This window comes from bacterium (assembly GCA_035549195.1).
Lineage (GTDB): Bacteria > Oederibacteriota > Muellerivitia > Muellerivitales > Muellerivitaceae > DASZRK01.
In genome coordinates this window covers 307,595-320,208 of record DASZRK010000002.1, presented here as the reverse complement: position 1 = coordinate 320,208, position 12,614 = coordinate 307,595, and the positions used below count along the sequence as shown (strand labels likewise).

Annotated in this window: 18 protein-coding genes; 10 read left to right on the top strand and 8 right to left on the bottom strand. The window is 61.9% G+C overall.

Annotated features, from left to right (window positions below):
* Positions 1-207: 207 nt before the first annotated feature.
* Together VHE12_01410 and VHE12_01405 are read right to left on the bottom strand one after the other, a co-directional pair.
* Complete coding sequence (locus VHE12_01410; GenBank protein HVZ79439.1) at positions 208-624, bottom strand: rhodanese-like domain-containing protein; 417 nt, start codon at positions 622-624, stop codon at positions 208-210.
* 108 nt (positions 625-732) lie between these two features.
* A complete protein-coding gene (locus VHE12_01405) occupies positions 733-1,059 on the bottom strand; it encodes a hypothetical protein (GenBank protein HVZ79438.1) in 327 nt (108 codons plus the stop codon).
* Between the two features lie 141 nt (positions 1,060-1,200).
* Between VHE12_01405 and VHE12_01400 the strand changes: the two genes are divergently transcribed.
* From VHE12_01400 to VHE12_01390, 3 genes are all read left to right on the top strand, one after another.
* A complete protein-coding gene (locus VHE12_01400; GenBank protein HVZ79437.1) occupies positions 1,201-2,415 on the top strand; it encodes an MFS transporter in 1,215 nt (404 codons plus the stop codon).
* The gene (locus tag VHE12_01395; protein HVZ79436.1) at positions 2,412-3,152 is read left to right on the top strand and encodes a tetratricopeptide repeat protein; all 741 of its coding nucleotides are present in this window, start codon (positions 2,412-2,414) and stop codon (positions 3,150-3,152) included. Before VHE12_01400 ends, VHE12_01395 begins: the two co-directional genes overlap by 4 nt.
* 81 nt (positions 3,153-3,233) lie before the next feature.
* Positions 3,234-3,521: an HU family DNA-binding protein gene (locus tag VHE12_01390; GenBank protein ID HVZ79435.1), complete on the top strand. Its 288-nt coding sequence runs from the start codon at positions 3,234-3,236 to the stop codon at positions 3,519-3,521.
* 94 nt (positions 3,522-3,615) lie between these two features.
* Here VHE12_01390 and VHE12_01385 read toward each other — a convergent pair whose 3' ends face one another.
* A complete protein-coding gene (locus VHE12_01385; protein HVZ79434.1) occupies positions 3,616-4,581 on the bottom strand; it encodes a 6-bladed beta-propeller in 966 nt (321 codons plus the stop codon).
* A 262-nt stretch (positions 4,582-4,843) separates the two neighbouring features.
* Between VHE12_01385 and VHE12_01380 the strand changes: the two genes are divergently transcribed.
* The 5 genes from VHE12_01380 to VHE12_01360 are packed head-to-tail and all read left to right on the top strand — an operon-like array spanning position 4,844 to position 7,149.
* Positions 4,844-5,206: a metalloregulator ArsR/SmtB family transcription factor gene (locus VHE12_01380; GenBank protein ID HVZ79433.1), complete on the top strand. Its 363-nt coding sequence runs from the start codon at positions 4,844-4,846 to the stop codon at positions 5,204-5,206.
* Positions 5,206-5,658 (top strand): SRPBCC domain-containing protein, encoded by a 453-nt coding sequence (locus VHE12_01375; protein ID HVZ79432.1) that lies wholly within the window; start codon positions 5,206-5,208, stop codon positions 5,656-5,658. The genes VHE12_01380 and VHE12_01375 overlap by 1 nt, the downstream gene beginning before the upstream one ends.
* Positions 5,655-6,104 (top strand): SRPBCC domain-containing protein, encoded by a 450-nt coding sequence (locus tag VHE12_01370; GenBank protein ID HVZ79431.1) that lies wholly within the window; start codon positions 5,655-5,657, stop codon positions 6,102-6,104. The genes VHE12_01375 and VHE12_01370 overlap by 4 nt, the downstream gene beginning before the upstream one ends.
* Before the next feature lie 50 nt (positions 6,105-6,154).
* Complete coding sequence (locus VHE12_01365; protein ID HVZ79430.1) at positions 6,155-6,604, top strand: SRPBCC domain-containing protein; 450 nt, start codon at positions 6,155-6,157, stop codon at positions 6,602-6,604.
* Positions 6,601-7,149, top strand: coding sequence for a hypothetical protein (locus VHE12_01360; protein ID HVZ79429.1), 549 nt, complete (start codon positions 6,601-6,603; stop codon positions 7,147-7,149). Before VHE12_01365 ends, VHE12_01360 begins: the two co-directional genes overlap by 4 nt.
* A 55-nt stretch (positions 7,150-7,204) precedes the next feature.
* Here VHE12_01360 and VHE12_01355 read toward each other — a convergent pair whose 3' ends face one another.
* Together VHE12_01355 and VHE12_01350 are read right to left on the bottom strand one after the other, a co-directional pair.
* Positions 7,205-7,582: a DUF488 family protein gene (locus VHE12_01355; protein HVZ79428.1), complete on the bottom strand. Its 378-nt coding sequence runs from the start codon at positions 7,580-7,582 to the stop codon at positions 7,205-7,207.
* A complete protein-coding gene (locus VHE12_01350) occupies positions 7,579-8,940 on the bottom strand; it encodes a chloride channel protein (protein HVZ79427.1) in 1,362 nt (453 codons plus the stop codon). The genes VHE12_01355 and VHE12_01350 overlap by 4 nt, the downstream gene beginning before the upstream one ends.
* 215 nt (positions 8,941-9,155) lie before the next feature.
* Between VHE12_01350 and VHE12_01345 the strand changes: the two genes are divergently transcribed.
* Positions 9,156-9,614, top strand: coding sequence for an NUDIX domain-containing protein (locus VHE12_01345; GenBank protein HVZ79426.1), 459 nt, complete (start codon positions 9,156-9,158; stop codon positions 9,612-9,614).
* Complete coding sequence (locus tag VHE12_01340) at positions 9,611-10,204, top strand: hypothetical protein (GenBank protein ID HVZ79425.1); 594 nt, start codon at positions 9,611-9,613, stop codon at positions 10,202-10,204. Before VHE12_01345 ends, VHE12_01340 begins: the two co-directional genes overlap by 4 nt.
* Here the strand turns inward: VHE12_01340 and VHE12_01335 are convergent.
* The 3 genes from VHE12_01335 to VHE12_01325 form a co-directional block, all read right to left on the bottom strand.
* Entirely contained in the window at positions 10,201-10,686 is a 486-nt protein-coding gene (locus tag VHE12_01335) for a dCMP deaminase family protein (protein ID HVZ79424.1), read from the bottom strand. The genes VHE12_01340 and VHE12_01335 overlap by 4 nt on opposite strands.
* Before the next feature lie 55 nt (positions 10,687-10,741).
* Positions 10,742-11,662 (bottom strand): phosphatidylglycerol lysyltransferase domain-containing protein, encoded by a 921-nt coding sequence (locus VHE12_01330; protein ID HVZ79423.1) that lies wholly within the window; start codon positions 11,660-11,662, stop codon positions 10,742-10,744.
* A gap of 171 nt (positions 11,663-11,833) precedes the next feature.
* Positions 11,834-12,610 carry a nuclease-related domain-containing protein gene (locus VHE12_01325; GenBank protein ID HVZ79422.1) on the bottom strand — a complete coding sequence of 259 codons (777 nt, stop codon included), beginning with the start codon at positions 12,608-12,610 and terminating at the stop codon, positions 11,834-11,836.
* Between the last annotated feature and the right edge of the window lie 4 nt (positions 12,611-12,614).

Here is a 12,614-nt window from a genome sequence, read left to right as displayed (position 1 = left end):
TGCCCGCCCGGTTTTGGCGCCCGTCGCAAGCGACGGCGCCGCGACTCGGCACAACCAAGAAAGCCACTCGGCTGGTGGGCCGAGTGGCAGGTGTCCCGAGCCCTGGGGCGGGCATGGAGCGGCCATTGGGCAAGGGGAGATGGATCACCGGGTTTCTATTCTGCTCATGGGATGCCTCAAGGGAGGGGAGAAGGGATCGGCGGGTCGTTATCTTTTCTTGCCTAGGATCGCGGCGGGATTGTTCGGAGTGGCTTTTTCCGTTCCGCCCGTGGGCAATCCGGCCGCGACCCAATCCACCAACCCACCGGGGTAATGGTCCGCCTTGAAGCCTTCCCCCACGAGGATCTTGGCGGCGTTGAGCCCCAAGGTGGTCTCCCCGTTCAGCCCATAGGTGATGAAGTAGGTCTCCCTTTTGAACTTTCTTTGGGCCGAGATGCCGAAGGACCGGATGTTCTTTCCCAGCGTCAGGTTCTGGGAGCCCTTGATGTGGATCCTTTCGAAATCATCCCCGGAGAGGACATTGAGCAGGACCGCCTCGGGGGATTTCATGCGGGAAAGGACCTCGTCCTTGGTGAGCGCTGTAGGTGGATCCTGGGTGGGGGGTTCGGCTTTGAAGATGGCCATTCATCCACGATAGTCCTTTTTCAGGGTCCGTGTTGCTTTAAATGGAAGGAAGGGTCTTTTAGTTGAGGAAATGCACGGGAAAGACGGGGAAGGGACGGGCGGCGGTCCTCAGACCTCGAAGGTCCCATCGACCAGGCGCTTTTCCCGGTCCTCGGTGCGCTTTTGCAGCCACTTGAGGGCTTCCTCGATGGAGCTGGCGGCCAGTACGTTTTCCGGGCAGTTGAACCGGGTGTCCTGGAAAAGCTTCAATCGGTCCAAACAGACCTGCAGCAGGTCCTCCACCAGGGCCCCATTCTGTTCCTTGCGGGCTTCGGGCCGGCCCAGAGGGCCTTCCTGCCAGGTCACGGTGAGGCCGATCCCCCGGACAGTGCCGCCGGAGGGGACCCCGTTCTCGTCGAATTTATTCTCGGTCTTCATTTTCTGGAGGGCGTCCATGGGGTTTCCTTCGGCGCCGGTCATTGGATGGGGCTTGAGGGGCGCCTCCCCAAGTTAGGTCTTTTGGGACGGGATAGATAGGCACGGGGGAGAATAAAGACGAATGAGCCACTGAGGCCGCCGATGTTAGAATCGGGGCCCATGAAACGCCCCAAGGCCCCCGCCCACCCCGGATTCCTGCTGCTATTCCTCCTCTACGCCCCATTGGCCGGGATCGGGGGGGTGGATGGCATGTTCGGCGTGGCTTGGCCCACGATGCGCCAGGGTTTCGGCGTACCCATCGACGCCATCGGCCTGGCCATGGCCTTCGGCACCACGGGTTACCTGCTTTGCAGTTTCTTCGTGGGGCGCTTGCTCGCGCGTTTCGCCGTTCATCACCTCCTGGCCTTCTCTTGCACCCTGGTGGGGTTGAGCTTCCTGGGCAATTGCCTGGTGCCCTCCTGGACCTGGTTCGCGGCCTTGGGCCTGACGGTCGGGTTCGGCGCCGGGGGTATCGACGCGGGGCTCAACACCTACGTGGCCCTGCGGTTGGGGGAACGGGAGATGCACTGGCTCCACGCCTGCTATGGCCTGGGCGCGACCCTGGGGCCCTGGTTCATGACGGCCATCCTGAACGCCTTCGGGGACTGGCGGCCGGCCTATTGGATCATGGGTCCCCTCCAATTGGCGATCGCGGGGGCCTATGTCCTCACCGGGCCGAAGTGGAAAAAGTTCGACAGGGGCGGGGGGAAGGGAAGCCAGGGACGGGAACCTGCCCGCCGGAAGCTCACCGGGCACCGCACGCCCATGGGGGAGACCTTGCGGCACGGCCCTTCCTGGGCGGGGATGCTGCTCTTCTTCCTCTATTCGGGCGCGGAGGTGGGGTTGGGGCTCTGGTCCTATACGATCCTGACCGAATCCCGGGGCGTGGCGACGACCCTGGCGGGGATCCTGATGGGCGGTTTCTTCGGCTTCTTCACCGTCGGCCGGATCCTTTCCGGGTTCTTCATCAAGAAGATCTCCACCCGAAGGCTGCTTCTCGGGAGCCTTTTCTTGGCGCTGGCCGGGGCCATCCTCCTCTGGGCCAACCTGGGCCCGCTGCCCAGCTTTGTGAGCATCATCCTGACCGGCTTCGTGATCGCGCCGGTCTTTCCCTGCCTGGTGTCGAGCACCCAGGCGCGGGTGGGCGCGCGTCACGCGGGCAACACCATCGGCATGCAAATGGCCGCCGCGGGCACCGGCGCCGCGGCGTTGCCCTCCCTTATGGGTGTGCTGGCACGGCGGGTGTCGTTGGAGGCCATTCCGGTGGTGATCGTGGCGCTCTTCGCGCTGATCCTGGGGCTGTTCTTCCTGGCGACGCGGAAGGAGGAAAAGTGAGGAAAAATTTCGCGCTCCTCCTAGTCGGGACACTTTTCGGCATGGGCTGGGGCGCTTGGGCCCAAAGTCCGACGCCCACTCCCAAGATCGGCTATGCGCAGGCGCTCCAGCTTTTGAAGAAAGGTTCCCGGAGCCTGGACCGGGAGGCCTTGACCGAGGCCCTGCGGGTCTTCCAGGATTGTCCCGCCCACAAGAAGGATGCCTATCCCTGTCCCTACCGGGCGGCCGAGGCGGGCCTTTACCTGGTCCGGGCCCTCGACCTGCAAAAGCACCGAGACCAGGCGGAGAAGGCGCTGACGGCCGGGATCCAAAGCGCCCAAGCGGCGGTATCGCTGATGCCCGATTCCCCGGACAGCCACGCCCTCCTGGCCCGCCTCTATGAGCAGAAGCTCCTCTTCGGGGACATGTTCACCGGGATGGATATCGGCCCCAAGGCGGGGGCCGAGAACCGCAAGGCCCTGGAACTGGGGCCCAAGGACCCGCAGGTGCAACTGGCCTTGGGCATCCAATACGTGATGGCGCCTCCTATCGGCGGGGGGGATGTGAAGAAGGGGATCGCCACCTTGGAAGGGGCATTGGCATTGGATCCCAAGATGGATGAGGCCTATTACTGGCTGGCGAAGGCCTACCGCAAACAGAATGACAGGGCCGGTTTCGAGGAAGCCCTGCGGAAGGGGCGGGTCCTGAACCCTGATAACCCTCTTTTCCAGGCGGAGCAGGAAGCCTGGAAACCCTAGGGATCGCCCGGCGCCTTAGCACTTGGCGGCGGGGCTTTTCGGCTCAATAATGTGCCGCCGTTCCATCCCTGGAGGAATCAAGTGACCAAGAGCGAACTGTTGTCCGCGTTGGCCGAGCAGACGGGGCTCAAGAAGACCGAAGTGACGAACGTGATGCAAGCCCTGGTGACGACCGTTTATAAGACGCTGAAGAAAGAGAAGAAGATCAAGCTGGAAGGCCTCGGCATCCTGCAGCTCCGGGACCGCAAGGCCCGCCTGGCCCGCAACCCCCGCACCGGCGAGATGGTCAAGGTGCCGGCCAAGAAGGTCGTGAAGCTCCGCGTGACCAAGGATATGAAGGAAGCCATCCTCGGCCCTGCCAAGAAGTAGTCCCTTTTAAAACGGCCTCAAAGCACTCCGTCCTCCCTGGGCGGGGTGCTTTTTTATTTTCTGGAAGGCCAGAGAGCTTAAGTTCTGGCCAAGGTCAAGGACCGAACTTCACGATGCGGCAATTGTTGTTATCGGCCACATAGAGATAATTGGAGGCATCGATGGCGACGCCCGTCGGTTCATTGAATGGATAACCGCTGGAACTCCCATCGATCTGATCCACATATGCTCCGGAGGAGAGAAGGCGTTGGATCCGGTTGTTGTTAGAGTCCGCCACATAAAGAAAGTTTCCGGACGGGTCCATTCCCAACAGAAAGGGAAACTCGAATTGAAGATTGCCGCTTCCGGATGTTCCCTGAAGGTAGTATTCGATTCCGGTGGGCCCGTAAAAATGGATGCGGTCATTGGTGGCGTCCGTCACGATGACCGTAGTGGCCGCGTTGTTCACGGCGACGCCGATCGGCCACCCGGTCGTAGTACCCACCGTTACGCCCCACTGGTTCAGATAACTGCCCGTCCCGCTGAAGTATTCCACACGGTAGTAGCTGTCCGCCACCCAGACCGTTGTCCCGGCCGAATCTGTTGCGATGCCTCGAGGCCCAAAGAGCTGACCCGGCCCTGTCCCCCCGGTGCCCCATTTCCCCAGATAGGTGCCCGTGGGTGAGAAGTACTGGACATTGTTTTTGGTGGAATCCGTGACATAGAAAGTGGTGGCTGTGGAATTCGCACAGATAGCCGAAGGGAAATAGAACTGGCCGTCGGCGGTGCCATAGGATCCCCATTGGCCCAGGTAGGTACCCGAGCCAGAGAAATACTGGACGCGGTAGTTATTGGAATCAACGACCCAGACGGTGGTCCCGGCGGAATTCACACAAATACCCTGGGGCCCCAAGAATTCTCCAGGGCCAGTCCCGGCGTTGCCCCATTGAGTAATGTAGGGATGTGGGATGGCTAGGGTGGCAGTGATGGTCGGCGTGGGGGTCCAGCTGGAGTCTGGGGTCGGGGTGAGGGTTGGAGTGGCTGTCACAGGGACGTAATAGATCGTAACCGGGCCGGACACAGGAGTACTTCCGCCGCAAGACCAGGGCCCGAGAGCAAGTACGACCAGAATCGTTAAGCAAAATAAAAAATGAAAATAGAATCGCATCCTTACCTCAAAACCTTGATTAAAACAATACCAGTATAACCGATAGGTGTAAAACGCCCGTCTTACAAAAGGCGAGCCTCGGACTGAGTGGAGCGATTTTTTGGGAATGTCCGAAGATTTTACTTGCACGCCCATTTAGTTAACTATATAGTTAACCATATGAAAAGGAGCCCCTGTGCGATCCAAACAAGCCACGGCACCGCTGGACCATATCTTTTACGCCCTGTCCGACCCCACCCGTCGGGGGATCCTGGCGGTCCTCTCCAAGGGCGAAGCGAAGGCCTCCGACCTGGCGGGTCGGTTCGACCAGTCCATGCCGGCCATTTCCAAGCACCTCAAGGTCCTGGAGCGGGGGAAGCTGATCGAGCGCCGCGACCATGCCACCGACGGACGGGCCCAGGTGCTGGTCCTGCGCGCCAAGGAGCTGGACAAGGCCACCGATTGGCTGGAGAAGCACCGGCAATATTGGAACGACCGGTTCGATGAATTGGAGAAGTTCTTGGAGGAGAATCCGGAGCCGGGAAAGGAGAATGGATGATGAGCGCAATGAACCTGGTCCTCGTGGTGCAGCGCAAGCTCAAGGCCTCCCCGGAACGTCTTTTTGACGCCTGGACGAAACCCGAGCTCTTGATGAAGTGGTTCCATGCGGGGGAGAAAATGAACACGTCCCAGGCCGAGACGGACCTAAGGGTCGGTGGGGCCTGGAGCCTGACCATGGACCATGCCGACGTGAACGAGCGCCGGGTCACCCGGGGGAAATACCTGGTGCTGGAACGCCCGACCAAGCTGGTCCTCACCTGGATCCCCTGCCTGAGGGATTACGAGACCAAGGTCACCCTGTCGTTCAAGGGGCTCTCCGACGGGTACACCGAGATGACCCTGACCCATGAGGGCCTCCGCGACGGGGACTTCCAGGGCCACCAGGAGGGTTGGGACGAGATATTGGGGACTTTGTCGAATTGGCTGGTCCAAGAAAGGTTGGGATCATGACGCAAGAGAACCTGGTGTTGGTGGTCCAGCGCAAGATCAAGGCCTCGCCGGAGCGGCTCTTCGACGCTTGGACGAAGCCGGAGCTGATGCGCCAGTGGTTCCGCGCTCGGGAGAAAATGACGACACCCGTGGCCGAGGCGGACCTGAAGGTGGGCGGCCCCTGGAAGGTGGTCATGCGCACCGACGAGGGAAAGGAATTCCCCAATAACGGCAAATACCTGGAGCTGGACCGGCCGAACAAGCTGGTCTTCACCTGGCATCCCATGGGAATGGCCGACTACGAGACCAAGGTGACCCTGCGGTTCAAGAAAATCTCGGATGGATTCACCGAGATGACCCTGACCCACGAGGGCCTGCGGGACCAGGATTGGTACAACAAGCACCAGGGCGGCTGGATCGGCTGCGTGGACAGTCTGGAGAGCTGGATGAAGGACCAGGCGGTTTGAACCACGAAGACTCGAAAAGGACCGCATAGGACAGGACCGAAAGGAAAAACATGAGAACCATCGTACAGAAGGTGATATTCCAGGCGACGCCGAAGGAGCTCTACGACATCTTCCTGGATTCGAAGAAGCACACCGAGGCCACCGGCGGCAAGGCCACCGCCAGCGCCAAGGTGGGCGGGTCCTTCAAGGCCTGGAACGGATACCACTGGGGGAAGAACCTGGCGCTAGTGCCGGGCCGCCGGATCGTGCAGAGCTGGCGCAACCTGGATTTCAAGAAGGGCGAGCTGGATTCCCTTCTCCTGCTCGATTTCCAAAAAAAGGGAAGGGGAGCGGTCCTGACCATGGTCCACGCCCTGCTCCCGGACCGCATGGGGGACCTGGCCCAGGGCTGGCGGGACTACTACTGGAAGCCGATGACGAAGTACCTGGCGAAAAGGGCGATGGGATCGACGCACCCGGGAACGGGCAAGACAAGAAATATTTCAGGAGGCAAGCGATGAAGAATGGGATGAAAGGGATGCTGGCCCTGGGGTTGCTGTTGGGGCTGGGCGCCGTTCAGGCCTTGCGGGCCGATATGGACGAGAGCAAGAAGGGGATGGAGCCGCCCAAGATGCCGGCGGAGTTCGACAAGTTGAAGGGCCTGGTGGGCACCTGGAAGGGAACCGCCATGAAGAACGGGAAGACCTTGGAGGTGACCAACCGCTTCGAACTCACCTCGGGCGGGTCGGCCATCATCGAGAAGATCGGCGAGGGCGCGGAGAACGAGATGATCTCCATCTATTGCGCCGAGGGCGGGAAGATGACCATGACCCATTATTGCTCGGTGGGGAACCATCCCAAGATGGTCCTCAAGAAGAGCACCGGCAACGAGATGGACTTCGAGATGAAGGGCACGACGGGCCTGGGGTCGGCCAAGGAGATGCACATGCACGGCATGGACATCACCTGGAAGGACCCGGACCATATCACCGAATCCTGGTATCTCTACTCGGACGGGAAGAAACAGGGAGCCTGTCCCTTCGAGCTGACGAGGGTCAAGAAGTAAGGGCGTCGCCCGGAGGAAGACGGTCTTCGAGGGGCGGGACCTCCCGCCCCTTTTTTTATCGCCCGCGCTTGGGGGATCTTCCGCCGGACATCAGGAATTCCTTCAGGACCCGCGCGTGGTTATGGACCGGATCCTTGGCGGCGTAAAGGAGGGTGACGATGCCCCAATGGGCGGCCTCTCGCAAGGGACGAAGGGCTTCCGGATGCGCGGACAATTCCTTTCGGTAACGTCGTTGGAAAAGGGCCCATTTCCGGGGATCGTGGCCGAACCATCGGCGCAAGACCGGAGAAGGTGCGGCATCCTTGAGCCAAGCCGTCAGGCGCAATTTCCTCTTGGGGATCCCCCGGGGCCAAAGGCGGTCCACCAGGAAGTGCGTTCCTCCACGTCGGGAAAGGGGTCCGTAGACCCGCTCGGTAAAGAAGCGGTCCTTCATGGGCCCATCTTCCGGGAATGGTGATGTCCGGTGTAACCATCGGGTACTCGGACGCCCCGGCGGGCGATCTTCTCGGTCATGATGGTATTGCGCATGAAAAGGGCGGAGACCAGATAGGCCCCGGAACAACCCGCGAAGAGCGGCAGCAAACCCAGGGGCTGGTGGGTCAATTCAAAAGCGAAGATGACCGAGGTCAAGAAGGCCCGGGACGCCCCGGTAAAAAGTGCGGCCATTCCCACCAGGGCCCCTAGGCAGGGGTCCAGTCCCGCCTGGGGTGCCATCCAGGCCAGGGCAGTGGTCAGGAGGAAACCCAAGCCTCCGCCGATGGTGAAAAGGGGGGCCAGGGTGCCGCCCGAGGTGCCGCTGCCGAGCGAAAAGCACCAGGAAATGAACTTGAAAAGAGTAAGGCTGAGGATGAGAGGGACGGCGAAATCCCCTCGCAAGAGATGTTCGATATTGTCGTAACCCACCCCGAGAGTCCTCGGGGAGAAGAGCCCCACCAGGCCGACCACCGATCCGCCGAGGGCGGGCCACCATTTCCAATGCAGGGGAAGGCGTTCAAAACCGTCCTCCACGGTGTAGACGGCCTTGGTGATGCCGATGGCGAAGGCTCCCGCCAGGACGCCCACCAACAGATAAAAGAACACCGCGCGGCCGCTGGGGGCGGTGAGGTCGGCCATGGGGAACATAGGGGCGGCGTCCACCAACCGGATGCGGAGCGCTAGGGCGGCGGTGCTGGCGAAGGCGACCGGCAGGATGGACCGGGGATGGAACTCGAAAAGCAGGAGCTCGATGGCGAGCAGGGTGGCCGAGACCGAAACGCCGAAAGTGGCGGCCATTCCGGATGCGGCACCGGCCGCCAGAAGGATCTTGCGCTCATCGGCGGTGAAGCGGAGCCATTGGCCGACCAGGGACCCCAGGGCCCCGCCGGTGGCGATGATGGGACCTTCGGCGCCGAAGGGGCCGCCAGTGCCGATGGAGATGGCGGCCGAGAGGGGCTTTAGCCAGGTCAGGTGGGGATGGATCCGGCTTTCCTGGGTGAGGATGACCTCCATGGCCTCAGGGATGCCATGGCCCCGGATGGCTTGGTGGCCCCAGTAGGCCATGAGTCCTACGACCGCTCCGCCGATCACGGGGGCCAGGATGACCAGGGGGCCGAGCGCATGGTCCGCAGGGGAGACCGCCGCGAAGGACAGACGGTGGAAGAAGGCCAAGTTGGTGAAGAAAAAGATGAGGCGGACGAGCCCCAAGGCCACCAGGCCCATGGCCAGGGCGATCACCAGGGAGACGGCGCAGAGCAGGAGGGTGCGCCGGTCCAGGATCCCGCGACCGGTGCCTTTCGAAGAAGGATCCTTCAAGACGGTCCTTTCCAGGGGAAGTTGGGGCCCGAGTGTAGACAGTTCCACCGGGCGAATTCAACCGGGCAAGGGTCTTTTTACGGACCGGACAAGTTTGTTCTCGTTCCCAACCTGGGGCCCAGTGAGCCCTCGATGAGCTGGACAACTTTGCCTGATAGGTGGGAAAATCCGCCTTTCATTTAGGATCAAAAGTTCCCAGTCGGAAGGAGGCGCCCATGCCCCACCTGCATGAAAAGATCGACTTCACCGTTTCCATCTTCATCGTCCGTGACCAAAAGGTCCTCTTCATCCTCCACAAACAACTCAAAAAGTGGCTTCCCATCGGGGGCCATATCGAGTTGGACGAGGACCCGGAGGCCGCGGCCCTGCGCGAGGCCAAGGAGGAGAGCGGCCTGGACGTGGAACTGGTGGGGACAAGGCCGCCCTTGAAGGCCGAGCCCGGTTTCCGGCCGCTGCTGCAGCCCGCCTATATGGATATCCATTTGATCCGGGAACCCCACTGGCACATCGGGATGGTCTATTTCGCCCGGGTCAAGGCGGGGAAGGTGACGCTCAACAGCGGGGAACACCACGACATCCGCTGGATGACGGAAAGCGACCTAGAAGACCCGCAATGGGCCCTTTACGACAATTTGAAGTTCTATGCCCGCGAGGCCTTGAAGGCGGTCCGATGAACGGGAAGGATCCCGTCCTTTTTAAGGATTTAGCCCAAAGGATCCTCGCCCTTCCGCCCAAGGGAAGCGCGCGGTGGGTGGCGGTGGATGGGTGCGCGGGCGCGGGAAAGAGTTCCTTCGCCCGGGACCTTTCCCGGTCTCTTTCGAACGCGCCGATCGTTCCCCTGGACGACTTTTTGGCCTGGGACGACCTGACGGACTTCTGGCCCCGCTTCGAGCGGGAAGTGGTCCTGCCCTTGTCCCGGGGCTTGGCCACCCGCTACCAGGCCCGGGATTGGGAAAAGGACCCGATGGGCCGGGGTTTGGGACCCTTCAAGACCGTTCCGATCGCTCCCTTCTACATCCTCGAAGGGATCGGCGCCTCCCGCCGGGAGATGAGGGACCGACTGCATTTTTCCGTCTGGATCGAGACCCCGCAGGGGACGCGGCTGGAGCGGGGCCTGGCGCGGGACGGCGAGGGGATGCGGGAGACCTGGGAAAAATGGCAGATACTGGAAGGGGCCTTCTTCCAATGGGACGGCGCGCGGGACCGGGCGGACCTGCAGGTGGATGGGACCCGAGGGATGGCCGACGGCTTCTGGACGGCTTAGGAGCGCTTCGGCACCTTGATCTGGCTCACCAGCATCTTCAATTGCTTGGCCGCGTCGAAGATACGGTCGTCCCGGTAGAACTCCCCGTAATAGATGTTCTGGATGCCCGCGTTGGCGACCATCTTGAAGCAGTTCCAGCAGGGGGAAGCGGTGATGTAGATATCGGCGCCGTCCACCCGCACCCCGTTCTTGGCGGCCTGGATGATGGCGTTGGCCTCGGCATGGATGGTGGCCACGCAGTGGCCGTCCTCCATCATGTGGCCCGCGTCGTCGCAGTGGGGCAGGCCCCGCACCGACCCGTTGTAGCCGGTGGAGAGGATGGTCTTGTCGCGTACGATGACCGCTCCCACATGCTTGCGGGAACAGGTGGAACGGGTGGAGACCTCGGCGGCGATGTTCATGAAATATTGGTGCCAGTCGACGCGCTTGTGGCCGCTGGGGGCCGGGGAAGCGGCGCCTTTGCGCTTCTTCAGGCGATGCATGGGTTCCTTCTTATACTTGATCTTCACCTTGGACATAAGGACCTCGGTCGCGTGATCACTTCGGGTCGGCTGCGAAAAAGCCGGCCATTCCGGCGGGATGCCAATGCTCCTTGGACTCGGCCAGACGGGGCAACCCTTCGGCGTCGCCGCTGTTGATGCGGGCGTGGCCCTCCACCTGGCGGCATAGATTGCTGAATATATAAGAGGAAAGTCCTTTGACGGTCAAGTCGGACACCTCGAGGAAGACCCCATAGGTGCCGTTCCCGAGAGAGGCCCCGAACGAATAGGCGGAAAGCCTGTCGCCGGTGAGCACCACCCAACCGTCCATGCCCCAATCCATCCCTTGCACCAGGGCCCGCAGATGGGCCTTCTGGGAGGCAAGGATCATCTTTTCCCCCATTTGGCCCTGCAGTGCCGGGAGACGCTGGGTTTTCCAGACCTCGAAAAGGTCCCCGCAGGCCTTCAGGTCCGCCGCCCGGTAGGGGCGCATCAGGACCGCCTCTTCCTTCAAGAGATGGTTGATCTCGGCGCGTTTGGCGCGGTAGGGGTCGCCGTGGAGGCCCGCCAGCTTCTCCCGGTCATAAAGGTATTCGGTAAGGGTGGGGCGGATGGGATAGCCCCAGGTTTTCGCCTGGGAGGACTGCTCCTCGGTCAGGCCTTCGACGCGCGAGATGCCGGGACCCTTCCCGTTGACCTTCTCCATATAGGAAAAGGCGGCCGAAAGGCTTTCCGGACCGAAGGGTTTGGGGGGGACGGGGCAGTAGACGTATTTCCCGTAGAGGGCCAGGACGAAGGTCCGGGCGCCTTCCATGGCCAGGGCATAGGTGAATCGGTCCTGCCACATCAAAAGGCCGGGAAGGGAGGCGTTCAGGCCGGGAGCGGGAAATAAAAAACCCTGGGCGCGGTCGAGGTCGGCGTCCAGGGCTTGGACCGAATCAAAGAAGTCGGCGTGGGGGAGCTGGATCGCAGAAGCCAAGGGATCCCTCGCTTTGGATGTCGTGGCGAGGGACCGGTCCCCGAACCAGGGACCGGTCCTGCCCGAAGCGACCCTAGTCCCCCAATGACATCCATTGGACCAGGGTTGCTTCGTCACGAACGACCGCCTATTCGGCGGTCATTCCCCGCGGTGACGGCAAGACTTCAAGCCTTAGTTGGCCGATACGGGCTGACCGGACAGGAAGCGGCCGATCTCCCGGCGAAGGCCGTAGCTCAAGCGGCGGGCCCGGGAAGGAGGGCGGTAGTTCTTCAGGTATTGCTCCAGCCCGTTGATGTCCACCACTCCGTGCTCGTGGCTGATGACCGAGGAGGCGTCCCCTTGCGGATGGGAGAAGACCACCACGCCCTGGATCCAGATCTGGGCGCACTCATCTGCCCAACGGGTGGGCAGGTTGGTCTCCATGTAGGACCGCAGGTGATAGATCTGCGTGGCCACCTGCTTCAAGGGATTGTAGAAGGTCCGCTTGTAGCGGGAGCGGGTCTGGCGGGCCCGTTTGTGGAGCGTCCATTCCCGGTCCAGGGGTTCGCCCGAGATGCGGCCCCGCAGGTACTTGGTCTCGATGACGAAGATGCACTGATGGGTGATGAGCACATGGTCCAGCTCCCGGGGCTTGTCCCCCGAGAAGAACTCCACCGAGTGGAGCACCCGGGCGTCCTCCATGTTGAGGTTGTCGAGCAGCTTGGCGGTCAAGGCCTCGCCCTCGGACCCCTCCCCCACGATGCGCCGGCGGTGCCGGTAGATCTTGAAGGTGTAATAGGCCCCGCCGAACAAGAGGGCGGGCAGCGGGTAGCGGAGGAACCAGAGGTTGTTCCCGAAGTAGAGCAGCACCGCCAGGCCCACGGCCCCCATGCTGATGGTGATCCATTTCCAACGAGTGACCCAGCGCTGCGCGCGCGGGGGTTTCTGCTTCTGAAGCGTCGCGACCATCTTT